At 61.6% G+C, this 20,626-nt stretch carries 21 protein-coding genes and 6 pseudogenes; 14 read left to right on the top strand and 13 right to left on the bottom strand.

Annotated elements, in window-relative coordinates:
- Position 1 precedes the first annotated feature (1 nt).
- Entirely contained in the window at positions 2–1,609 is a 1,608-nt protein-coding gene (gene tnpC, locus MGMSRV2_RS11565) for an IS66 family transposase (RefSeq protein ID WP_024079059.1), read from the top strand.
- A 111-nt stretch (positions 1,610–1,720) separates the two neighbouring features.
- Here the strand turns inward: tnpC (MGMSRV2_RS11565) and MGMSRV2_RS11570 are convergent.
- Positions 1,721–2,749 (bottom strand): annotated as a pseudogene (locus MGMSRV2_RS11570) (transposase).
- Between MGMSRV2_RS11570 and MGMSRV2_RS11575 the strand changes: the two are divergent.
- From MGMSRV2_RS11575 to MGMSRV2_RS22185, 4 genes and pseudogenes are all read left to right on the top strand, one after another.
- Positions 2,749–2,997: a hypothetical protein gene (locus MGMSRV2_RS11575; protein ID WP_041633586.1), complete on the top strand. Its 249-nt coding sequence runs from the start codon at positions 2,749–2,751 to the stop codon at positions 2,995–2,997. The pseudogene MGMSRV2_RS11570 and the gene MGMSRV2_RS11575 overlap by 1 nt on opposite strands.
- A 29-nt stretch (positions 2,998–3,026) precedes the next feature.
- Positions 3,027–3,383, top strand: coding sequence for a transposase domain-containing protein (locus tag MGMSRV2_RS21700; protein WP_084028065.1), 357 nt, complete (start codon positions 3,027–3,029; stop codon positions 3,381–3,383).
- Positions 3,364–4,830 (top strand): annotated as a pseudogene (gene istA / locus MGMSRV2_RS11585) (IS21 family transposase); the annotation flags it as partial. The gene MGMSRV2_RS21700 and the pseudogene istA, both read left to right, overlap by 20 nt.
- Positions 4,827–5,417 carry an ATP-binding protein gene (locus tag MGMSRV2_RS22185; RefSeq protein WP_024080549.1) on the top strand — a complete coding sequence of 197 codons (591 nt, stop codon included), beginning with the start codon at positions 4,827–4,829 and terminating at the stop codon, positions 5,415–5,417. The pseudogene istA and the gene MGMSRV2_RS22185, both read left to right, overlap by 4 nt.
- 109 nt (positions 5,418–5,526) lie before the next feature.
- Here MGMSRV2_RS22185 and tnpC (MGMSRV2_RS11595) read toward each other — a convergent pair.
- The 5 genes and pseudogenes from tnpC (MGMSRV2_RS11595) to MGMSRV2_RS11610 all read right to left on the bottom strand — a co-directional run.
- Positions 5,527–7,077: pseudogene (tnpC, locus tag MGMSRV2_RS11595) on the bottom strand (IS66 family transposase); the annotation flags it as partial.
- Between the two features lie 58 nt (positions 7,078–7,135).
- Positions 7,136–7,327, bottom strand: a complete 192-nt coding sequence (tnpB, locus tag MGMSRV2_RS22415) for an IS66 family insertion sequence element accessory protein TnpB (RefSeq protein WP_024080552.1) — start codon at positions 7,325–7,327, stop codon at positions 7,136–7,138.
- A complete protein-coding gene (tnpB, locus tag MGMSRV2_RS22420; RefSeq protein WP_024080553.1) occupies positions 7,305–7,484 on the bottom strand; it encodes an IS66 family insertion sequence element accessory protein TnpB in 180 nt (59 codons plus the stop codon). Before tnpB (MGMSRV2_RS22420) ends, tnpB (MGMSRV2_RS22415) begins: the two co-directional genes overlap by 23 nt.
- Positions 7,481–7,855: an IS66-like element accessory protein TnpA gene (gene tnpA, locus MGMSRV2_RS11605; protein WP_024080554.1), complete on the bottom strand. Its 375-nt coding sequence runs from the start codon at positions 7,853–7,855 to the stop codon at positions 7,481–7,483. Before tnpA ends, tnpB (MGMSRV2_RS22420) begins: the two co-directional genes overlap by 4 nt.
- A 242-nt stretch (positions 7,856–8,097) precedes the next feature.
- Entirely contained in the window at positions 8,098–9,294 is a 1,197-nt protein-coding gene (locus MGMSRV2_RS11610) for a hypothetical protein (protein WP_024080555.1), read from the bottom strand.
- Positions 9,295–9,452: 158 nt separating this feature from the next.
- Here MGMSRV2_RS11610 and MGMSRV2_RS11615 point away from each other — a divergent pair, with 158 nt between their 5' ends.
- From MGMSRV2_RS11615 to mamR, 4 genes are all read left to right on the top strand, one after another.
- Entirely contained in the window at positions 9,453–9,686 is a 234-nt protein-coding gene (locus tag MGMSRV2_RS11615; RefSeq protein ID WP_024080556.1) for a DUF2798 domain-containing protein, read from the top strand.
- A 166-nt stretch (positions 9,687–9,852) separates the two neighbouring features.
- Complete coding sequence (mamV, locus tag MGMSRV2_RS11620; protein WP_052588954.1) at positions 9,853–10,815, top strand: CDF transporter MamV; 963 nt, start codon at positions 9,853–9,855, stop codon at positions 10,813–10,815.
- A 29-nt stretch (positions 10,816–10,844) separates the two neighbouring features.
- A complete protein-coding gene (locus MGMSRV2_RS11625; RefSeq protein WP_024080558.1) occupies positions 10,845–11,198 on the top strand; it encodes a CZB domain-containing protein in 354 nt (117 codons plus the stop codon).
- A gap of 13 nt (positions 11,199–11,211) precedes the next feature.
- Positions 11,212–11,517, top strand: a complete 306-nt coding sequence (mamR, locus tag MGMSRV2_RS21090) for a magnetosome protein MamR (RefSeq protein WP_024080559.1) — start codon at positions 11,212–11,214, stop codon at positions 11,515–11,517.
- Here mamR and MGMSRV2_RS11630 read toward each other — a convergent pair.
- From MGMSRV2_RS11630 to MGMSRV2_RS11640, 3 genes are all read right to left on the bottom strand, one after another.
- On the bottom strand, positions 11,514–12,473 hold the full coding sequence (locus tag MGMSRV2_RS11630) for a cation diffusion facilitator family transporter (protein WP_024080560.1): 960 nt from the start codon (positions 12,471–12,473) through the stop codon (positions 11,514–11,516). The genes mamR and MGMSRV2_RS11630 overlap by 4 nt on opposite strands.
- A gap of 590 nt (positions 12,474–13,063) precedes the next feature.
- Positions 13,064–13,447, bottom strand: coding sequence for a TolC family protein (locus MGMSRV2_RS11635; protein WP_024080563.1), 384 nt, complete (start codon positions 13,445–13,447; stop codon positions 13,064–13,066).
- Positions 13,448–13,525: 78 nt separating this feature from the next.
- A protein-coding gene (locus MGMSRV2_RS11640) for an IS630 family transposase (protein ID WP_144084247.1) occupies positions 13,526–14,487 on the bottom strand; the annotation gives its coding sequence in 2 pieces (ribosomal slippage) (positions 13,526–14,139 and positions 14,139–14,487; 963 coding nt in all).
- Positions 14,488–14,755: 268 nt separating this feature from the next.
- Between MGMSRV2_RS11640 and MGMSRV2_RS11645 the strand changes: the two genes are divergently transcribed.
- The 5 genes and pseudogenes from MGMSRV2_RS11645 to MGMSRV2_RS21570 form a co-directional block, all read left to right on the top strand.
- Positions 14,756–14,980, top strand: coding sequence for an AbrB/MazE/SpoVT family DNA-binding domain-containing protein (locus MGMSRV2_RS11645; RefSeq protein ID WP_024080564.1), 225 nt, complete (start codon positions 14,756–14,758; stop codon positions 14,978–14,980).
- Positions 14,977–15,399 carry a putative toxin-antitoxin system toxin component, PIN family gene (locus MGMSRV2_RS11650; RefSeq protein WP_041633587.1) on the top strand — a complete coding sequence of 141 codons (423 nt, stop codon included), beginning with the start codon at positions 14,977–14,979 and terminating at the stop codon, positions 15,397–15,399. Before MGMSRV2_RS11645 ends, MGMSRV2_RS11650 begins: the two co-directional genes overlap by 4 nt.
- A gap of 21 nt (positions 15,400–15,420) precedes the next feature.
- Positions 15,421–15,597, top strand: a complete 177-nt coding sequence (locus tag MGMSRV2_RS21445; RefSeq protein ID WP_024080566.1) for a hypothetical protein — start codon at positions 15,421–15,423, stop codon at positions 15,595–15,597.
- 307 nt (positions 15,598–15,904) lie between these two features.
- A pseudogene (locus tag MGMSRV2_RS11655) lies at positions 15,905–16,934 on the top strand (IS256 family transposase); the annotation flags it as partial.
- 70 nt (positions 16,935–17,004) lie between these two features.
- Positions 17,005–17,208, top strand: a pseudogene (locus tag MGMSRV2_RS21570) (IS701 family transposase); the annotation flags it as partial.
- 129 nt (positions 17,209–17,337) lie between these two features.
- Here MGMSRV2_RS21570 and MGMSRV2_RS11665 read toward each other — a convergent pair.
- The 4 genes and pseudogenes from MGMSRV2_RS11665 to tnpC (MGMSRV2_RS11680) all read right to left on the bottom strand — a co-directional run.
- Positions 17,338–17,952 (bottom strand): hypothetical protein, encoded by a 615-nt coding sequence (locus tag MGMSRV2_RS11665; protein WP_024080569.1) that lies wholly within the window; start codon positions 17,950–17,952, stop codon positions 17,338–17,340.
- Positions 17,953–17,954: 2 nt separating this feature from the next.
- Positions 17,955–18,584, bottom strand: coding sequence for a ParA family protein (locus MGMSRV2_RS11670; protein WP_024080570.1), 630 nt, complete (start codon positions 18,582–18,584; stop codon positions 17,955–17,957).
- A 155-nt stretch (positions 18,585–18,739) separates the two neighbouring features.
- Positions 18,740–19,054, bottom strand: a complete 315-nt coding sequence (locus MGMSRV2_RS11675) for a hypothetical protein (protein WP_052588956.1) — start codon at positions 19,052–19,054, stop codon at positions 18,740–18,742.
- Positions 19,055–19,482: 428 nt separating this feature from the next.
- Positions 19,483–20,475, bottom strand: a pseudogene (gene tnpC / locus MGMSRV2_RS11680) (IS66 family transposase); the annotation flags it as partial.
- Positions 20,476–20,626 lie beyond the last annotated feature (151 nt).

The raw sequence follows: 20,626 nt of genomic DNA on the forward strand, positions 1-20,626 counted from the left end.
CATGGAAATCGGCCGCGAGACCCCGACAGACGACATCGACGCCCTGAGGGCGGAGCTGGCGGTCGCGCGCGCCAGGGCCGCCGAGGACCAGGCGCTGATCGCGCACCAGAAGCTGCAGATCGAGAAACTGAAGCGCGAACTCTACGGCCCCCAGGCGGAACGCTCGGCCCGCCTGATCGACCAGATGGAGCTGGCGTTCGAGGAACTGGCGGCGGCGGCCACCGAGGACGAGATCACCGCCGAGAAGGCCGCGGCGCGCACCACCAACGTGGCGGCCTTCACCCGCAACCGGCCTGCCCGCAAGCCGTTTCCCGAGCATTTGCCGCGCGAGCGGGTGGTCGAGCCGGCTCCGTCGGCCTGCTCCTGCTGCGGCGGTGACCGTCTGCGCAAGATCGGCGAGGACGTCACCGAGACCCTGGAGGTGATCCCGCGCCAGTGGAAGGTCATCCAGCGGGTCCGCGAGAAGTTCAGCTGCCGGGACTGCGAGAAGATCAGCCAGGCGCCGGCGCCCTTCCATGTGACCCCGCGCGGCTGGGCCGGCCCCAGCCTGCTGGCCATGATCCTGTTCGAGAAGTTCGGGCAGCACCAGCCGCTGAACCGCCAGGCCGAGCGCTATGCCAAGGAGGGTGTGCCGCTCAGCCTGTCCACGCTGGCCGACCAGGTGGGCGCCGGCTGCGCCGCCCTGGAGCCGTTGATCCGGCGCATCGAGGCCCATGTGTTTGCCGCCGCGCGTCTGCATGGCGACGACACCACGGTGCCCGTCCTGGCGAAGGGCAAGACCGACACCGGCCGATGTTGGGTCTATGTCCGCGACGACCGCCCCTTCGGCGGACCGGCACCACCGGCGGCCATGTTCTACTATTCGCGCGACCGGAGAGGTGAACACCCCCAGGCCCATCTCGCTGGGTATGCCGGGCTGCTCCAGGCGGACGCCTATGGGGGCTATGGCGCACTCTACCTGCCCGACCGAAAACCCGGGCCAATCCTGGAGGCCGCCTGCTGGGCGCATGCGAGGCGTCCGTTCTTCGCCCTAGCCGACCTGGCGGCCAATGCCCGCCGCAAGGCCGAGGGCCGGGCTGCCTCGGTGATCTCGCCCCTGGCGCTGGAGGCGGTCCGGCGCATCGACGCCCTGTTCGAGATCGAGCGCGCCATCAGCGGCCAGGACGCCGACCGGCGGCGGGCGATCCGCCAGGAGCTCAGCGCCCCCCTGGTCGCCGACCTGGAACGATGGCTGACGGAGAAGCGCGCCGGTCTGTCGCGAGGCAACGATCTTGCCAAGGCCATGGACTACATGCTGAAACGCTGGCCCGCCTTCACCCGCTTCCTCGACGACGGCCGCGTCTGCATGACCAACAATTCCGCCGAACGCGCCCTTCGTGGCATCGCGCTCGGCCGGAAGTCCTGGCTCTTCGCCGGGTCCGACCGCGGTGGACAGCGTGCCGCCTCCATGTACAGCCTCATCGTCACAGCCAAGATGAACGACATCGATCCGCAAGCCTGGCTGGCCGATGTCCTTGCACGGATCGCGGGTCACCCCGCCAGCCGCATCGACGAACTCCTGCCCTGGAACTGGCGGAACGCCAACCCGGCCTCCGCCGTCGCCGCCTGACGCCGCCCCCCCCCTGCGTCCTTCACCGGATGGATACGTTAGTCAGGCCCTATCGGCGCCGACTTCCGCAGGACATTGGTGGTTTCAGGCAATATTCCCCTGGTTTTGCCCTCAAGCGGGCGCACGTTTCCTCTCAAGCCACATGAGACGCAGCATGTTGTAGGCGAGGTTGATCATGCCGATCTTGGTTTCCGCCCTGGCCTTGCCGATGGTGCGGACGATGGCGGCCATTGGCCCCTTCTGGTGAGCGAAGATATAGCGCACCATGGATTTGAGGGCATTGGCCTTGCGGGTTCTGTCTGGCATCGGCTTGCCCTTGGGCTTCTTGCGATGGACCTGCGAGACGAAGCCGTTCTTCGCCATAAACGTCTCGTTCTTTTCCGAGCGATAGGCCGTGTCGGCCCAGACGCCGCTCGCCGTATTGGTCTTGTCGAGTAGATCGGGCAACCGGGCGCCATCATGGGCTGCCGCATCCGTCACCAGCCATTTGCGGATCAGCCCATGCGCCAGATCCGCCGGAACGTGGTTCTTGTAGCCGAGGGATGGGACGGCCAGATCCACTTGCGGCTGGCCATCCTCACGGGGCTTGGCCTTGGAATACTTCACCGTCCACCGCGTATCGCGGTCCTTTTGCCGCAATTTCGCTGGCTTGTCCTTCCAGGCGTCGGGAATGGTTCCGGCCTTGATCGCGGCCTTCTCACCATCGGTATTGCGCTGCTTGGGGGCGGCGACAATGGTGAATTGCCCGACATCGCCAGATAGCCTGCATCGAAGCGCTCGAACAGACCCTTGATGGCGTTGGCCTTGGTCAGGTGCTCGCGGAAGGTCCAGATCGTGTTGGCATCGGGAACCGGATCGGAAATCCCAAGCCCAAGCCCAAGGAACCACTTCCAGGTCAGGCGGTCACGCATGAAATATTCCGTGGCCTCATCGCCCATGCAGGATCAGCACCTTGAACATCTGCACATGATCGAACGGCGGACGACCACCTTTGGCGCCATTCGAGCGCGGAACCGTACGCTCCAGGTCAGGACGGAACCGCGCGAAATCGATCGTCCGGTTCAAGTGCTCCAGCACGTCGCCCTTCTTCGAAAGACCCGCCAGACATGCTTCAACGTCGAAAAAACCCGGTGCCTTCATTGCCCAACCTCACCGCCACGATCCCGTCATTGAATCAAAGCCCCGCCCTCATCGCCAGGGTTTTTGGAGGCGTCCAGCTTGCGAAAGCGGAGGCGCGGGACATTGCGGAGGCCGCCCTCGCGCAACTGGTCGCTCGTAGGAAGGCCGCCATGTTGGCGGAGGGCGACGCCCGCACCAAAGCGCCAGAACCACCAATTGCGCCCCTGTCGGACGCGCTGTGGATTCCCTTCTTCGATTTCTGGGGGTAAGCGGGGCGGCAATGAAATTAAGTAATTAAATGGCGGAACCGCATGCCTACTTCGTCGATGCCATCAGCCGTATCGTCGCGGGCCATCCACAGAGCCGCCTCGACGAGCTTCTGCCCTGGGCTTACCAGATCCCCGCCGATCTCAAGGCCGTGGCCAGAGAACATCGCTTACGACCATTCTGCGAAACTTGGTCGCCAATGCCATACGCTACACCCAGAAGGGTAAGGTTCTGGCCGGGTGGGGGCGCGATTGTCATCTTTCGCCATTCAACCACGGAAGATGTCCTTTATTCGGACATGTGGAAAGTCTCGACCACCACCTTTTCGTTGAAAGCTATGATCAGATTGAACATCGGCATCGCATCCCCGACAGTCGGTCTTCGTTGAAGGCCGGTCCCGGCGAGAGACTGCGCGATTATTCGGCGTTGCGCGCAAGACGGTGGACAAGATGTGCGCTTTCTCGGTGCCGCCGGGGTATCGGCGGAAGGAGCCAGCCGCACGGCCGAAGCTGGACAGGTTCACCGGGATCATCGACCAAATTCTGGCCAATGATCCCAAGATGCCGGTGAAGCAGCGACACACGGCGAAGCGGATCTTCGAGCGTCTCAAGGCCGAGCACGGGTTCACCGGCGGCTACACCATCATCAAAGAATATGTTGCCGAGCGGCGGCTTCGATCGAAGGAGATGTTCGTGCCGCTGTACCATCCACCCGGCCATGCGCAGGTGGATTTCGGCGAGGCGCTGTCCGTCATCGGCGGGGTGGAGTGCAAGATCCACTTCTTCTGCATGGACCTGCCGCACTCCGATGCGACCTTCGTAAAGGCGTATCCGGCGGAGACCACCGAGGCGTTTCTGGATGGTCACGTCGCCGCGTTCGACCGTTTCGGCGGCCTGCCGGTGTCGATCCTCTACGACAACACGACGCTGGCGGTGGCCAAGATTCTCGGCGACGGCAAGCGGAAGCGGACGAGGGCCTTCACCGAGTTGCAGTCCCACTACCTGTTCACGGATCGCTTCGGGCGCCCCGGCAAGGGCAATGACAAGGGCAAGGTCGAGGGGTTGGTCGGCTACGCCCGGCGCAACTGGATGGTGCCCAAGCCGGTGGCCGCTGATTTCGACGCGCTCAATGCCATGTTGCTGGCTCGCAGTCTGGAGCGCCATGGTGATGTGCTGCGGGGCCACCACCAGACCATAGGTGAGCGGCTGGCCGCTGATCTTGCCGTCTTCCGTCCATTGCCTGCCGCTCCCTTCGAGCCGTGCGACAAACGCCCTGGCCGGGTCAGCTCGCTCAGCCTGGTGCGCTACCGCTGCAACGACTATTCGGTCCCGACCCAGTTCGGTCACCGCGAGGTGTTGGTGAAGGGGTTTGTCGATGAGGTGGTGATTGCCCACTGTAACGAGCTGATCGCCCGTCATCCCCGGTCATACGACAGTGCCGACTTCGTGTTCGATCCCCTGCATTATCTCGCCCTGCTGGAGCAGAAGACCGGCGCACTGGACCAAGCCGCTCCACTCCAAGGATGGCAATTGCCCGATGTGTTCGCCGAGTTGCGCCGCCTGCTGGAAGCCCGCATGGACAAACGTGGACGACGGGAGTTCGTTCAGGTTCTGCGACTGCTGGAGGTCTTCCCGCTGGCGCCGGTGACGGCGGCGATCAAGGATGCCATCGAGCGTGGTGCCATCGCCTTCGATGCCATCAAGCACCTGACCTTATGCCGGATCGAGCGGCGTCCGCCGCGACTGGATCTGTCGGCCTATCCCTTCCTGCCCGGCATGGAGGTCAAGACCACGGCCGCCGCCGATTACATGGCCTTGCTGGGAGAAGCGACATGACGACATCAGCCGAGACGGCTCTGCCGCAGGTTCTGCTGGCCCATCACCTGAAAACCCTCAAGCTGCCGACCTTTCTGCGTGAATACGACAAGCAGGCCCAGCTCTGCGCCGCCGAGGGCATCGACCATTCCCGCTTTCCAGCGGTCAAATCGCTCGATAGCTTCGACTTCACCGCCATCCCCTCGCTCAACAAGATGCTGGTCCTCGATCTGGCGCGTTGCGACTACATCACCCGGCGCGAAAACGTCATCGCGCTGGGCAATTCCGGCACCGGCAAGACGCACACGGCCCTAGCCCTTAGGCTGGCGGCCTGCCGGTTTCCTTTTTCCGCTTCCGGTGGAAGTGAGGCGTTTCAAATCGGCGGTGTCGCGACAGAAAGGCTAGACTTGCCATGGGACAGCGAGTTCACTGTGTACATGTATACGCTGATGCAGGCGGCGCCAAATATGCCGATAGCGACAAGTCCGGGTCCAATGCTAATGGTCAGGGGGGGGGGCCAAAAGCGCTCCCGAGAGCAATTTCGATGCCGCGAGCTTCATTCCGGTCATGGAGGGAGGGTACATGGGGACATCCAAGCCGTGTTGTGATGCTGATCAGTATACCATAGGACGAGATTAGCACGTCAAATTTTTGTTTGGGTTGGGCTTTGGCGTAAGCATCCGGTGAAAGCCGGAGGCCCCGCCGTAGCTTTCAGGCGGGGTGGGCGGCGATGCGGGCCAGCACATCGGCCAGCCAGGCTTGCGGATCAATATCGTTCATCTTGGCAGTGACGATCAGACTGTACATGGCCGCCGCTCGCTGCCCGCCACGCTCGGAGCCGGCGAACAGCCACGATTTCCGGCCCAAGGCGATTCCGCGGAGGGCGCGTTCAGCCGCATTGTTCGACAGGCAGACACGGCCATCATCAAGGAAGCGGGTGAAGGCGGGCCAGCGCTTGAGCACGTAGTCCATCGCTTTGGCGAGGTCATTGCCGCGCGAGAGCTTTGCGCGTTGCTCGCGCATCCAGCTTTCCAGATCGGCGACCAAGGGGGCGCTGAGTTCCTTGCGGACGGCGCGGCGCCGTTCGGCCGTCTCGCCACTGATGGTCCGCTCGATCTCGAACAGGGCGTCGATGCGCCGGACCGCCTCCAGCGCCAGCGGCGAGATCACGGCCGTGGTCTTGCCCTGCGCCTTGCGGCGGGCGCTCTCGGCGAGATCGGCCATGACGAAGAATGTGCGGCGGGCATGGACCCAGCAGGCCACTTCCAGGATCTGACCCGGCTCGCGGTCGGGCGCGCAGAGCTTGTTGTAGCCGCCATAGGCGTCGGCCTGGAACAACCCGGCATAGGTGGCCAAATGCCCCTGGGGATGCTCACCACCCCGGTCGCGGGAATAGTAGAACATGGCCGCTGGTGGAGTTTGCCCGCCGAAGGGGCGGTCGTCGCGCACGTAGACCCAACATCGGCCAGTGTCGGTCTTGCCCTTGGCCAGAACCGGCACGGTGGTGTCGTCGCCGTGCAGCCGTTCGGCGGCGAAGACATGGGCCTCGATGCGGCGGATCAGCGGCTCCAGCACGGCACAGCCGGCACCGACCTGATCGGCCAGGGTGGACAGGCTGAGCGGCACGCCTTCCTTGGCATAGCGCTCGGCCTGACGGTTGAGCGGCTGATGCTGGCCGAACTTCTCGAACAGAATCATCGCCAGCAGCGAAGGGCCGACCCAGCCGCGCGGGGTAACGTGGAACGGCGCCGGCGCTTGGCTGATCTTCTCGCAGTCGCGGCAGGTGAATTTCTCGCGGACCCGCTGGATCACCTTTCACTGGCGGGGGATTACCTCCAGCGTCTCGGTGATATCCTCGCCCAGCTTGCGCAGCCGGGCGCAGCAGGCGCAGGTGGCCGGCGCCGGCTCGACGATGCGCTCCCTCGGCAGGTGCTCGGGGAAAGGCTGGCGCGCCGGTCGCTGGCGGGCGAAGGCGGCCACGTTGGTGGTCTTGGCCACGGCTTGCTCGGCGGCGATCTCGTCCTCGGTGGCCGACGCCGCCAGCTCCTCGAACCGCAATTCCATCTGATCGATCAGCCGCGCCGTGTGTTCGGCGCGGGAACCATAAAGCGCGCGGTTCAGCTTCTCGATCTGCAGTTTCTGGTGGGCGATCAGCGCCTGATCGTCGGCGGCCTTGGCCCTCGCAACCGCCAGTTCCGCCTCGGCCCGAAGCAGCGCGGCCTTCAGCGCGGCGACATCATCGGACGGGGTTTGACGGCGGGTCTTCATGCCCCGATGGAATCACAAAATCCTACCGCTGACTCCTGAAAAATGATGGCGGGGCGGTCTATCCGGCACTTTGCGGACGGAACGTTTGGCGCGGGTGCCGCCAGTCGATCCCGTCCAGCATATAGGCGAGTTGCGCGGCCGAAATCGCCACCACGCCGTCGGCCGGAGACGGCCAGATGAAGCGCCCTTTCTCCAGGCGCTTGGCGTAGAGCGACATGCCCAACCCGTCATGCCAGATGATCTTGATCATGTCGCCCCGGCGCCCCCCGGAAGACGAAAAGATCACCAGCATGGGGATCGCGCTGCAACGCCTCCTGCACCTGCAGCGCCAGGCCGTTCATGCCGCGCCGCATGTCGGTGCGGCCCACTGCCAGCCAGACGCGGACATTGCTCGGAACCGGGATCATCGCCGCTCCAGCACATCGAGAACGCGGCGCAAGGCGCCCGCATCGACGTCGCTATCGACCCGGACGAACCGACCGTCCCCAAGCTCGATCTCGATCAAACCGCGCCGCGGGGCCGGCTCGGGCGTGACCGGCGCCACCGCCGCCGACGGGGTGACCTCCACCGGGAGCAGCACCGGCGCCCCATGCGGCCCAAGCTGGACATCCCGTGCCAGGCGCCGCCAGTAGAACAGAAGGCTCTGCGCCACCCCATGCCGGCGTGACACCTCAGCCACCGTCATCCCAGGCGCCAGCGTCTCCTCTACCAAACGGATTTTCGCGTCCCAAGGCCAGCGACGCCGACGCTCAACACCCGACAGGACCTCGACTTTCATCGTCAACCCGACCTTTAGTCCGACTAAAGGTCAAACTTTCCGGCATCGGTCTCTGCTTGCCAAGGCGGCCTTCCCCGGAAGGAAACCCTTCAACCACCATCCCGAAATCAGATGACCAACCCGCCGACGGCCCGATCATGGGCCAGAGTCTGTTGAAGTCGAGGCAGTCGCCGCAAGTGACCATGCACCACCAATCCACCGCTGCTAGCATAATCGGAAACGATTGGGCAACTTCCGTCGGGTTAAGCGCGGGGCCGTACAGACGAGGATGCATCATCGAACTGGCGCAGCGTCATGGTCCCGGCCTCCCTCTGCGTCACTTGGCTTACTATATAATCAGCCTTGGCGACCTCCTCTATCGTGCCGCTATCCAGTTTTTCAAGCCCCCCCCCAACATTGATTAGAAAGTGAACGTGGCTCATCTGAGCCTGCATGGCGACGCTAATATTGAAAGATAATCCGCCCCGACCCGACAGGATGGCTTCGCCGGATGTAATCAGCCGGGACAGCTGTCTCCGCAAAAGTGACACAGCACTTGCATCGACCAATTTACGGATGGCGCGTAATCGTTCGATATCCGAAGGAGAGCATCCATGCTGCTCGACGCGCATCTGCACCAGCACCATGAGGTTGATCAAACGCTCCTCGGCATCGGCCACCACCAGATGCAACGCAGCAACCTCCTTACCTCCACCGGACGTCGCAATCCGCGCCAGAAGCTGCTCGACCTGGCGCGCGACTACGAATGCCTTGTCGATTACCGCACGGGTCTGCCGGTCTCCGCCCTCCTCCTCAACGTCATTGTCGACCGGGCTGACCGAGGCTCGCGCCCCCCCTGAGGATGGAGGTGGGGCTGGGGGCGCCAGAGGCAGAGCGCCCCCCTGCTGCTCTTGGCGTACCGCCCTTCGCTCGGATTTCGAGATAGCTGAATTCAGCTGCTCGGCAATTCGGTCCTCCGCCCGGCGAAATGGCCCCTGATAGCCCTTCGCGGACAGCCGCCGTCGGCAACGACCGCGATACATGTCCGTGGACAGGAAGGGACGCTTGCCGTCCATGGCGCAAACAAGCTTGGCCTGCACCGTCGTGAGAGAGGTTGGCATGGTGATGATTTCGCAGATCCCCGCATCCCGCACCTCCGCCAGCATCTCATGGGTCCAGTCCCTACCGATGCTGATAATCGGTAGATTATTGAGCGGAGCGGGCATATCCCAGCGGACGCAACGAGCGACAGCCGCCGCCCCCCCCCCAGGCAAATCATTTTGGATTATGATCAGGTCGAAAGCCTGATGACTTGCCCGGATGGCATAGGCGAGCCCCCCCACATCCGCCAGGAATTCGAACTCGTGCATCTTGACGCCAAGCAGCAGCTCCCGCATCACCCGCCGCAGACCGTCATCGGCAATTCCAATCAGTCCCCGACAAGCTGAAAGTGTCTTCATTCAGCGTGTAAGCCCTATGAGTTAGTTCAGGGTCGGATCGAACCACTGCCAGCGTCGAAACACAACCCCCTTGTTTCGTGAGAATTAGTGACCGGAGACCAACGAAGGCGGATCGAGCCCACACCGTCCATCACTGATCGAGCCGCCAGGAGTGCCTCATGAGCAAGTTGCCCAAAACCCGATTCCATTTGGTCTTCTCCCTAATAATGGGGGCAATGATGATCTCACTGATGACCTTCGTCATCACGGCAGTCAATGTGGGTTTCGGGGCTGATTTCCTGGGGCGCTGGCTGAAGGCATTCGCCATCGCCTATGTGGTCGGCGTCCCGGTGATCTATTTCCTGGCGCCGGTGGCCCGGCGGCTAACGGGCCGCTTAGTCGAGATGCCTTAGCACTTAGCGCGAAACACCCATCAGTGGCGGGCACAAAAAGTAGGTGGGGGCAGAGCTCCTGACCACTGGGCAGGTCGCTCCCGCAAAGAGAATATGATTTAGCGCTTCCTCGGCCTCAGGATGGAGGCTATCTTTGCCCCGAACCTGCAAAGGACTGGCCGTTCATATGGGAAATTCTGGCTGCATAAGCTGCGTCGAAAAAGCTGCGCGGTTAGATCTGGGAGGCACGCTGGCCCAAGCGATATTCCGGAGCCTGCTTGGTGTGATGTCAGGCAGCATGGGCATGGCAGCACAGGGACTGTATTCCATTGGTGACGCCATCACCAAGAGCCTGACCCTCGCCAGCATCCGAATTTCCAAGATTCCTCCGAGCAAGACTTTTCCGTTTGGGGCAGGAAAGATTCTGTTCGTTACCTCGCTCATAATCGGAATATCCCTCATCGGGACCGGCGTCTTTCTAGCCAGCACGAGCTTCAATGAGCCGAACACCGTGGGGGCAACGGGCTCTCTGTTTGCCATCGTCGGCGTCATAGTCTCCGCTGCTTTTAGCGAATTGATGTCGCGCTATCTTTCATGCGTCGCCACGGAAAATGACAATATCGCGCTCCGTTCTGCGAGCCGTGACAATCGCATTGATGCGATCACCTCCATCGTCGTATTCGCCGGAATCGTTCTTTCCGATGCTGGAATTGCAGCCGCTGATCACATCGCTGCGCTCCTCGTCTCCCTAATCGTCATGAATATCGGCAGAATCATCGCTTGGGATGCCATCAAAGGTCTTTTGGACGTCACAGTTCCGCGCGACAAACTTGATAAAATCGCCCGCAAGTCACGGGCGACAAAGGGCGTTAGAGAAATCAAGTTGATCCGCGGCCGCAGCCTGGGCGAGTTCTGGGAAATATATATGCATGTTTCAATTGACGAGATGCTGACGGTTGCTGAAAGCAACGCCATCGTCAACAGCCTTAGGGAGAATATCCTTGATAGTTTTCCAGAGGTGCAACATGCGTGGATCATAACGGTGCCAGACACGAACCGAAATGACGATGTCCCAGATTACTGGGCAGATCATTTATTCGCGGACGCGATAAAACAAGATTCTGCGTCGCCAAGTCTCCCTTCTGATTGATTTTACGCCATAACTCACGATGAGGCAGCATGATTGACATATCGAAAGCGCGGCTGGTTCACCTCCGATGGCTGCTTCAGCTTGAAAAGAAGATCCGGCACGAATCTGCGCCAGCACTTGAGTCCTGCCGGACATGCGAACTCGGAAAATGGATTTATTCAGAGGCACTTGAAAAATATAGTGCATACCCAGAGATTTCATTTCTGGAGAAACGTCATCGGCATTTTCATGAAACAGCCGATATTCTTGTAAAATTATTTGGGCAGCGTAATTTTGTGGAGGCAGAGGTTGCTCTCGACGAGCTAAAGCGTGATAGCCAAGACCTCATATTTATGCTGACTATGTTCGAATATCGCTACACTGGGTTCAATGAGACCAGCTGAGGAGGAGAAACCCATGGCCAAGTCATCCAGGTCACTTGTTTCCATTGACAAGATTCTGGAAATTTTAGCTTCGGCCGTTAGTATCGTTCTTGGACTATTCGGACTTAGCCAACACTACGGCTCCAATACGATAAAGCCATCGCGTATCTATTCCAGCGGCGACGCTGCTGAATTTTTGGATATGGCTCGTCTGGATGTGCTCAAGCTCATCAAGAGTGGCGCAATCCAAGCCACCAAGGGTGGCAACGGCAACTATCTGATCGTCGGCCAGTCACTGATCAATTATCTGGCATCACCCAATGTGTCATCCACTGACTAATCTTTCGGTCCAGCGTATTGGCCTGGAATAATAGGTCCTGCCTCGGCGCACCACGAGCGGTGGCGGGGCATGCCCACCGGTTCCTCGTGAATTTGGACCTCGGCGTCGGGATAGGCAGCAAGGATGAGGTCGATGGTTTCCTCGGTATAGCGATGCGCGTCACGCAGTGACAGGTTGGGGTTCATTTCGACATGGAGTTGGATAAATTTCTGCGGCCCCGCAGAACGGGTGCGCAGATCGTGAACTCCCTTGACCTCCGGGTGGGACAAGGCCAGATCCCGGATTTTGTGCCGCTCGTTGTCGGGTAATTCGCCATCGAGTAGAATCCCTACGGATTCGCTCAGGATCGTCTTCGCATTCCAGACCAGATAGAAGGCCACGCCGCATGCGAAGGCCGAATCAACCCAAAACACACCCGCCAGATCAGACAGCAGCAGAGAAAAGATGATGCCTACATGGATCATCACGTCTGCAGCATAGTGGATCGCATCGGCCTGAACGACCAGGGAGCCGGTCTTGCGGATCACATGGCGCTGATAGATTAGTAACCCGATGGTCAGAACGATGACCGCCGCCATGGCCCATGCTCCCAACTCGGCATGAGAGATGGGATGGGGGTGGCGTAAACGGTCAATGGCCTCGATGATGATCATAATGGCCACACCGAACAGGAAGACTGCTTCAGCCAGAACCGCCAGAGGTTCGACCTTTCCAAACCCGAAGCGATGGAACCGATTTGCTGGACTTAACGCCTTGCGAACCGCAACGAAGTTCATCAACCCAACGCTAAAATCGAGGATGGAATCCATCATCGAGGTCAGGACGCTTATGGAATCGGTTATGGCCCATGCCCCGACCTTCAAGCCAATCATGACGGTGGCGGTAGCCAAAGACGCTGCCGTCGCCGCTTTCTTCAGGCGAGCGACCTCTTCAGGTGCTAGAGCGGAATGTGTCATAGAGGCAATCCTTTGAACTCTAATAATCCCGGTGCCCCCCAGACTCATCCGTTTATGGTGCAGCACTGATGCGACAATACCAATCTACCACTTCTCTCATCCTCGCTCTTGCCAAACATTCCAAAACTGTCTGAATAGCCAGGGAATCCGCCGACTCCGATAATCGGGGGCATGTGGAAATCCCTTCTCCGCGCCGTTGGCCTCGACCGCCGCCGCTCGTTTGACGCGGCTGGCGGCGGTCGGCGTTGGGACGGCGCCCGCACGGTGGATGGCATCAACTCTTCGATCCAGGCCGGCGCCACCACGGCGGCGCGGCGGGCCGGTTGGTACGCCCGCAACAATCCCTGGGTGTCGGCGGCGGAGCAGTCGCTGGCCGCCAACGCGGTTCGACGCCAATGGCCGGCGCGTCGCCTATCATTGCACTGCAAACCGCCCCGGCGATGCCCTAGTGCATTAAACCAATCAGAGGATTCACAACGGGTCTGATCCATGCGATTCTGTGGGCATGGCACAGACCGTCAGTATTATCGTTCGATCCGAAGACCGCGCGCGCTTGGACGCAGCCACATCCTCGGCGGTTTCGTTGTAATTCAGAGTGTCCGGGCCGAGATCAGGTTCATCAGGTTCCAACTCAGCTTGGCGCCGGCCTCGTACCAATGATTATCCATCAGGAACGAGTTGTGGTCGTACTGGCGGCTGGTGGAAAAGGTGATGCCGGGGAACAGCCGGGCGATGGCTTTCCTGGTGTCGTTGACGGTGATCCGGCTCTGATAACCTTGTTCCCGCAGATCGGCGTTGTTGAGGAAGGCCAGTTCCTCCATGCGGTCCAGGCTCAATTCCCAGGCCGGAACATTCATCTCGGCGGGCACGTCGAGCTTCAGCACCGTTCCCGGCGGCAGATTGATCAGCGCCGCCAGCTCGATCTCGGCGGTCGACAATTCCTGCTGGATGGCGGTCAGCTGACGCAGGGTCACCGCCCAAATGCAGGGTCTTGCAGCAACCTATTCCGTCGCCTGCGGTACGGAACCTGATGCGGCTTGCTTAGAGCATTTTCACATCGAGCGTCCATATCCGTCGTGGGCGAAGAAATTGGCGCATTCCTCGGGCGGAAACAGGTCGATGAGTTTTCCGATCACGTCCCATAAGGTGTTGATGGTGCGGGCTTGCGCCTTTCGCAGCAGGCTCTTGAGCTTGGCGAAGGCGAGCTCGATGGGATTGAGGTCTGGGGAGTAGGGCGGCAGATACCGCAGGGTGGCCCCTCGGGCTTCGATGAGTTGCTTGACCCCTGCCACCTTGTGGGCGGGCAGATTGTCCATTACGACGATGTCGCCGGGCCGCAAGGTCGGAGCCAGGACCTGCTCGACATAGGCCAGGAAGATCGCGCCATTCATCGCCTTGTCGATGACGAAGGGGGCGGAGATTCCGTCATGCCGGAGCGCCCCGACGAAGGTGGTCATTTTCCAATGACCGTGCGGCACCGCAGCCAGCAGCCGCTGACCGCGCGGCGCCCGTCCGTAGCGCCGGGTCATGTTGGTCGATGCCCCGGTTTCATCAAGGAAGACCAAGCGGGTTGGGTCCAGCGCCGGCTGCTCGGCTCGCCAGGCGATGCGTCCTTCGGCTACGTCGGGACGTTCCTGCTCGGCAGCATGCGCACTCTTTTTTTCAGACTGAGGTCGAGCCGCTCAAGCGTGTTCCACAGGCCGCCGACGCTGATCGACACGCCCAATTCGGCCAGAACCCAGGCGCGCAACTCAGCCAGCGTGGCATCGGGCTCGACCTTGATCTGCGCCTGCAACGCCTCAAGGTGAGCCGCCAGCTTCTGTCCTGGCCGCCCAGGCCGTGGCTTCACCGTCGTCTCGCCGGTGGCCCGGCGGCGGCCTTGGGCCTTGTAGATGTACGAAACGCTCACCCGGAACAGCGGCGCCACCTCGTAGGCGCTCATGCCGCTGTCCACAGCCGCCAAAACTCTATCGCGCAAGTCCTGAGAATAGGACTGCCCTGAGCGCCACGTCATCGCATCATCCTCGGGAGCGTTGTTACCGAAGATGTTGAATCACAAAATGACCTCAGGGGGAATCCTCTACCGATTCCGCTCGGCGTGAAACCGCTCTAAGTGCCGAGATCGGCGAAACCGTGCATGATTTTATGAGCTGGGAACCCAAGAAGTTCCAGAAAAGTCGCAAACGGGCGCTGCAACGCTATCGCTTCATCGACGACGCAACTCCTTGCCATGGCTGCGCGTCGTGGGTAGATTTTCCTTACTTCCTTACCAAGAGGCCGCCATGCTGGCAAAATTGACCGCCAAGAACCAACTGACCCTGCCCAAGGCGTTGGTGTCGCATTATCCGGGCGCGGAATATTTCGACGTGACCGAGGAAAACGGACGCATCGTGTTGACGCCGGTACGCATCAACCAAGCCGATGCGGTGCGCGCCAAACTGGCCGAATTGGGCATGGATGATGCCGACATCGCCGATGCGGTGAATTGGGCGCGACGCGGGGCATGAACCGCCCGCGCATCGTGCTGGATACAAACGTCTTGCTGTCGGCCCTGCTGTTCCAAAGCGGGGCCGTGGCATGGCTGCGCGGCTCGTGGCAATCGGGGGCGTTCACGCCGTTAATCAGCCACGACACCGCCGCCGAATTGCTGCGGGTGCTGACCTATCCCAAATTCCGCCTAAGCGAAGACGAACGCCAAGCCGTCTTGGCCGATTACCTGCCCTGGTGCGAAACGGTCATCATCCCCAATCCGCCGCCGACCATCCCCCAATGCCGCGATGCCTTCGATCATCCGTTTTTGGAATTGGCAATCGCCGGGCGTGCCGACGCGCTGGTGACCGGCGACCGCGATTTGTTGGCCCTGACACAGGAATTCCCCGTCCCCATCGTCACGCCCGCGCAGGCCGGGGACATGCTGGGGCGCTGATCCCCATATGAGCCAAGAGGTTTGCCGCGTCGAAGTCCGTGCAGGCAAGAAAAGCTGAAGAACAAATACCGCATCCGCACTTTCGATGATTTCGAAACCAGCATCGGCGATGTGATCGTCAACACTTTGGAAAGCGTTCGTTTCCTTGCCGACCATCAAACCGACAGCAACATCAGCCGCCAGAACATCCCCCCATAGTCGTTGCAGCGGTAGCGCACTAGGCTGAGCGAGCTGACCCGGCCAGGGCGTTTGTCGCACGCCACTGAAGGTGTGCCTGGCATGGGCACTGGATTGAAGGTGAAAGTCCTTCGCGGGGCGAGTTGGTAGCAACCGCGAGCTGGAGGCAACTGCACGCAGGGTCCGCCGTCGTGAGACGCCCATGACCCTGGCGCCGCGAGGCCGTGTGGGGAAGAAGCCCGAGGCGAACCGCAGCACCGAACGGAAGTGAACCCCTGAGCCACTACCGGCTTTGCACGCCGGGGGCGGTCGATGGTCTGCGCGTAATCGACGCGCATACCGTGATCGCGACCGGGAGACCCGAGCGGGCACGGTGGGACTGCGCATCCCCAGGCTGCGCAAGGGCAGCTATCTGCCATGTTTCCTGGAACCGCGCCGCATGGCGGAAAAGGCGCTGACCGCCGTCATCCAGGAAGCCTATGTCCAAGGCATCTCGACGCGCTCGGTGGACGATCTGGTCAAGGCCATGGGCATGACCGGCATTTCCAAAAGCCAGGTCTCGCGCCTGTGCGCCGAGATCGACGGCAAGATCTCCACCTTCCTGGAACGGCCACATCGAGGGCGACTGGCCCTATGTCTGGCTCGACGCCACCTACGTCAAGGTCCGCCAGGACGGCCGCATCGTCAGCGTCGCGGTGACCATCGCGGTGGGCGCCAACAAAGCCGGGCGGCGTGAGGTGCTGGGCATGGCCATCGGTCCCAGCGAGGCCGAGACCTTCTGGACCGACTTCCTACGCAAGCTGGCACGGCGCGGCGTCAAGCTGGTGGTATCCGATGCCCATGAGGGCCTGAAGGCCGCCATCGCCAAGGTGCTCAACGCCACCTGGCAACGCTGCCGCGTCCACTTCATGCGCAACGTGCTGGCCCACGCCGGGAAACAAGGCCGCCGCGTCGTCTCCGCCTTCATCGGCACCGCCTTCGCCCAGGAAAACGCCCCCGCCGCCCATGCCCAATGGCGTCAAGTCGCCGACCAACTCCGCCCCAGGGCGTACAAACTGGCCGACCTGATGGACGAGGCCGAGATGGACGTCCTTGCATACATGGACTTCCCGCAGACCCTTCGCGCCAAACTGCACTCGACCAACCCTATCGAGCGTCTCAACGGCGAGATCAAGCGCCGCACCGAAGTGGTCGGCATCTTCCCCAACGAGGCCGCCATCACCCGCCTGATCTGCGCCATCCTCTTGGAGCAGAACGATGAATGGGCCGTCCAGCGATCCCGATACATGACCCTGGAAACCATCGCTACCATGGGCGATGATCCCCTCACCAGCCTGCCGCCCGTCGCGGCAGCCTGATCAAACCGGCCAAGCCTGCCGGAGATCAAACGGCGATCTCGCTGTTACACCAATCCCAGGGACACGATCCAAGCAGGAACTCGGCCTCGGCCACTACGAAGGTCGAGGGTGGCGCGGATTCCACCACCACGCAGCCTTCTGCATCGCCGCCTACGGATTCCTCATCACCGAGAGGAGTCTGATTCCCCCCTCAGGACTTTGCTCCGCCCCGATCCGCCAAGCGCCTGCCTTGCCCGACGGTTACCGACCCCGAGGATCCGCCCGTCCGGCCTGAGCGCCACGTGACGACGTCGATCACCACCATACGGATTCGATTGACACGGGCACTCGCCCGACGATTACCAAGATGTCCTTGTTGCCAACGGCCAATTATTGAATATCGTTTGCTTATGACACAGTAGAGCTAGTCAGCGACCAGCGTCAGCTCTTCCTCGATCTTAGCCAGCTCGACCAGGATTGCCGCCTGCTGCTTGAGCAAGTTCTCCTTGCGACGCTTGAGCTGGGCAACGCGCTTCGCGGGGTCAGGGAGATTGGCGGGCGATTCTGACGCGACCTTGCGCGCCATCTCACGCTTGAATGTGACGATCTCCTCGCGCTTCACCGTCGGCCGCAACAGCGGCGGCTCGGTTTGCCTGGCCAGGGTCAATTGCTCGTCGGTCAGGGTCGTGAATTGGTAAATGGTCGCGTAGGACGGCGGCAGCTCCTCGAGCAGCAGGCGCTTGCCATCGATGGCCTCGGCCACCTTGCGCAGCTGGTAACTCACCTGGTAGCCGAATGGCAGTTGGTTGTCGACCATGGCCTGATACTCGCCGTGCTCAAGCCGTTCGGCTGCCTGGACGAGATAGCGGCCGATGGTCAGGAAGGTGTCCTGGGCATCACGCCACAGGCGCGAGATCTCCTCGACAAATTCCTCGCGCCGATCAAGCGTCAACACTGTGCCCTCAAGGCGGGCAATGCGTTCATCGCGCGATAGATGTCCGCGAGCTTGGGCCTTGGTGACTTGACGGAACCCGCTCATGGTCAAATCCCCATCTCGGCACGTACGAACGCCCACACACCAGCGACATACTCGCTCCCCCTCCCGCCCTTAAGCTCGAGCAGGCCGATGCCGCGGGAGGAAGTGAACGCGATATCTTCGTAATCCGGCACCTCGATGGGGCAGACCCTGCCCTCCTTGACCAGGATAGCCTTGGCTTCGACAAAACTACGCGCGCGCGGCTTGACGCGGTTGAGCACGAAAGCGGCCTCGACTTGATTTTTGCGGACGAAGCGCATCCAGGGGCGGACGGAATCCAGGTCGTCGTCCGACTGGCCGGTCGGGATCAGCATCAGCGTGGCCACGTTTGCCAGCATCCTGAAGGACTCGGGGTGGTCCTCGATGGAGGGCGGCGTATCGATGATCAGGAGGTCGTGGACCTGGATGCCGTCCAGGGCGTCCTTGACGTCATCCTTAGCCATGGTCGATTCGTAGTGCTGAATGGGCGCCATGTCGTCAGGGCGCTTGGAATACCACTTGGTCAGACTGCGCTGCATATCGAGGTCTAACGTCGCCACCGACAATCCGTCGATAGCCGCGGCGACGGCGAGGTTGCGCGATAGCGTGGCTTTGCCGATGCCGCCCTTGGGCCCCGAGATCACAAGCCTGCGCATTGCTGTACCCCCATTTCGTATTATGACGTTGTGGGGTATAACAGCATGTGGTCGCGCGGGGAATTCCAAACCTAAGACATGTCTTAGGTTTGGAATACAGAAAGGGCCGGAGGCTTTTGCCATCCGGCCCAGTGTCCGCCCGCAGAAGGCGAAGCTCAGTCGTCCTCGTCCTTCTTGTGGGTCTTGCTGGGTTTGCGTTTTAGAAGCTGGCTCATAACATCGGCCTGAGAGCTTGCCCTGGGGGCTTCGGCCAATGGGGCTGCCGGCAGTGTCGGTGTCGGTGCCGACGCGGCTGCGGCGGGCTTGATGGACTCCACGGGAGGGGGCGCAGGAAGGGGTGTCGTGAGGGCGGCGACAATCACGCTGTCGTCCTGCTCCATCTCCCTCGCCAATTTTGTGATATCCGTAGCTGCGCCAACAATGCCTCTGATGATGGCAAGGGCCGCCTCTTTATTGTCACTACCGCTCATTATGTCATTGTCTCTGCCGTGAGTGACCGTCAAGCCGCGCGGCCTGCCGGTTTCCTTTTTCCGCTTCCGGTGGAAGTGAGGCGTTTCAAATCGGCGGTGTCGCGACAGAAAGGCTAGACTTGCCATGGGACAGCGAGTTCACTGTGTACATGTATACGCTGATGCAGGCGGCGCCAAATATGCCGATAGCGACAAGTCCGGGTCCAATGCTAATGGTCAGGGGGGGGGCCAAAAGCGCTCCCGAGAGCAATTTCGATGCCGCGAGCTTCATTCCGGTCATGGAGGGAGGGTACATGGGGACATCCAAGCCGTGTTGTGATGCTGATCAGTATACCATAGGACGAGATTAGCACGTCAAATTTTTGTTTGGGTTGGGCTTTGGCGTAAGCATCCGGTGAAAGCCGGAGGCCCCGCCGTAGCTTTCAGGCGGGGTGGGCGGCGATGCGGGCCAGCACATCGGCCAGCCAGGCTTGCGGATCAATATCGTTCATCTTGGCAGTGACGATCAGACTGTACATGGCCGCCGCTCGCTGCCCGCCACGCTCGGAGCCGGCGAACAGCCACGATTTCCGGCCCAAGGCGATTCCGCGGAGGGCGCGTTCAGCCGCATTGTTCGACAGGCAGACACGGCCATCATCAAGGAAGCGGGTGAAGGCGGGCCAGCGCTTGAGCACGTAGTCCATCGCTTTGGCGAGGTCATTGCCGCGCGAGAGCTTTGCGCGTTGCTCGCGCATCCAGCTTTCCAGATCGGCGACCAAGGGGGCGCTGAGTTCCTTGCGGACGGCGCGGCGCCGTTCGGCCGTCTCGCCACTGATGGTCCGCTCGATCTCGAACAGGGCGTCGATGCGCCGGACCGCCTCCAGCGCCAGCGGCGAGATCACGGCCGTGGTCTTGCCCTGCGCCTTGCGGCGGGCGCTCTCGGCGAGATCGGCCATGACGAAGAATGTGCGGCGGGCATGGACCCAGCAGGCCACTTCCAGGATCTGACCCGGCTCGCGGTCGGGCGCGCAGAGCTTGTTGTAGCCGCCATAGGCGTCGGCCTGGAACAACCCGGCATAGGTGGCCAAATGCCCCTGGGGATGCTCACCACCCCGGTCGCGGGAATAGTAGAACATGGCCGCTGGTGGAGTTTGCCCGCCGAAGGGGCGGTCGTCGCGCACGTAGACCCAACATCGCCCGGTATCGGTCTTGCCCTTGGCCAGGACCGGCACGGTCGTGTCGTCGCCGTGCAGGCGCTCGGCGGCGAAGACATGGGCCTCGATCCGTCGGATCAGCGGCTCCAGCGCCGCGCAGCCGGCCCCCACCTGATCGGCCAAAGTGGACAAGCTGAGCGGCACGCCCTCCTTGGCATAGCGCTCGGCCTGGCGGTTGAGCGGCTGATGCTGACCGAATTTCTCGAACAGGATCATCGCCAGCAGTGATACCGCTCGACGTCCGAAGTGGCTCATCGGGGCTTCCCCTGAAACGCGGGGTGTAATTCACTGGCTCCACCAGATTGGGGGGAGCCATGAGCGGTCGTCTCAAGATATCGGAAGCCAAGACATCTTCGGAACTTCGCGGTTGGGCACGGCA

It is taken from the genome of Magnetospirillum gryphiswaldense MSR-1 v2 (assembly GCF_000513295.1).
GTDB classification, from domain to species: Bacteria; Pseudomonadota; Alphaproteobacteria; order Rhodospirillales; family Magnetospirillaceae; genus Magnetospirillum; species Magnetospirillum gryphiswaldense.

What these genes read in the sequence shown, in the direction of transcription:
- tnpC (WP_024079059.1), top strand. Translation starts at nt 2, where the DNA reads ATGGAAATCGGCCGCGAGACCCCGACAGACGACATCGACGCCCTGAGG.
- MGMSRV2_RS21700 (WP_084028065.1), top strand. Translation starts at nt 3,027, where the DNA reads ATGGCGGAACCGCATGCCTACTTCGTCGATGCCATCAGCCGTATCGTC.
- MGMSRV2_RS22185 (WP_024080549.1), top strand. Translation starts at nt 4,827, where the DNA reads ATGACGACATCAGCCGAGACGGCTCTGCCGCAGGTTCTGCTGGCCCAT.
- tnpB (WP_024080552.1), bottom strand. Translation starts at nt 7,327, where the DNA reads ATGATCAAGATCATCTGGCATGACGGGTTGGGCATGTCGCTCTACGCC.
- tnpB (WP_024080553.1), bottom strand. Translation starts at nt 7,484, where the DNA reads ATGATCCCGGTTCCGAGCAATGTCCGCGTCTGGCTGGCAGTGGGCCGC.
- tnpA (WP_024080554.1), bottom strand. Translation starts at nt 7,855, where the DNA reads ATGAAAGTCGAGGTCCTGTCGGGTGTTGAGCGTCGGCGTCGCTGGCCT.
- MGMSRV2_RS11610 (WP_024080555.1), bottom strand. Translation starts at nt 9,294, where the DNA reads ATGAAGACACTTTCAGCTTGTCGGGGACTGATTGGAATTGCCGATGAC.
- MGMSRV2_RS11615 (WP_024080556.1), top strand. Translation starts at nt 9,453, where the DNA reads ATGAGCAAGTTGCCCAAAACCCGATTCCATTTGGTCTTCTCCCTAATA.
- mamV (WP_052588954.1), top strand. Translation starts at nt 9,853, where the DNA reads ATGGGAAATTCTGGCTGCATAAGCTGCGTCGAAAAAGCTGCGCGGTTA.
- MGMSRV2_RS11625 (WP_024080558.1), top strand. Translation starts at nt 10,845, where the DNA reads ATGATTGACATATCGAAAGCGCGGCTGGTTCACCTCCGATGGCTGCTT.
- mamR (WP_024080559.1), top strand. Translation starts at nt 11,212, where the DNA reads ATGGCCAAGTCATCCAGGTCACTTGTTTCCATTGACAAGATTCTGGAA.
- MGMSRV2_RS11630 (WP_024080560.1), bottom strand. Translation starts at nt 12,473, where the DNA reads ATGACACATTCCGCTCTAGCACCTGAAGAGGTCGCTCGCCTGAAGAAA.
- MGMSRV2_RS11645 (WP_024080564.1), top strand. Translation starts at nt 14,756, where the DNA reads ATGCTGGCAAAATTGACCGCCAAGAACCAACTGACCCTGCCCAAGGCG.
- MGMSRV2_RS11650 (WP_041633587.1), top strand. Translation starts at nt 14,977, where the DNA reads ATGAACCGCCCGCGCATCGTGCTGGATACAAACGTCTTGCTGTCGGCC.
- MGMSRV2_RS11665 (WP_024080569.1), bottom strand. Translation starts at nt 17,952, where the DNA reads ATGAGCGGGTTCCGTCAAGTCACCAAGGCCCAAGCTCGCGGACATCTA.
- MGMSRV2_RS11670 (WP_024080570.1), bottom strand. Translation starts at nt 18,584, where the DNA reads ATGCGCAGGCTTGTGATCTCGGGGCCCAAGGGCGGCATCGGCAAAGCC.
- MGMSRV2_RS11675 (WP_052588956.1), bottom strand. Translation starts at nt 19,054, where the DNA reads ATGAGCGGTAGTGACAATAAAGAGGCGGCCCTTGCCATCATCAGAGGC.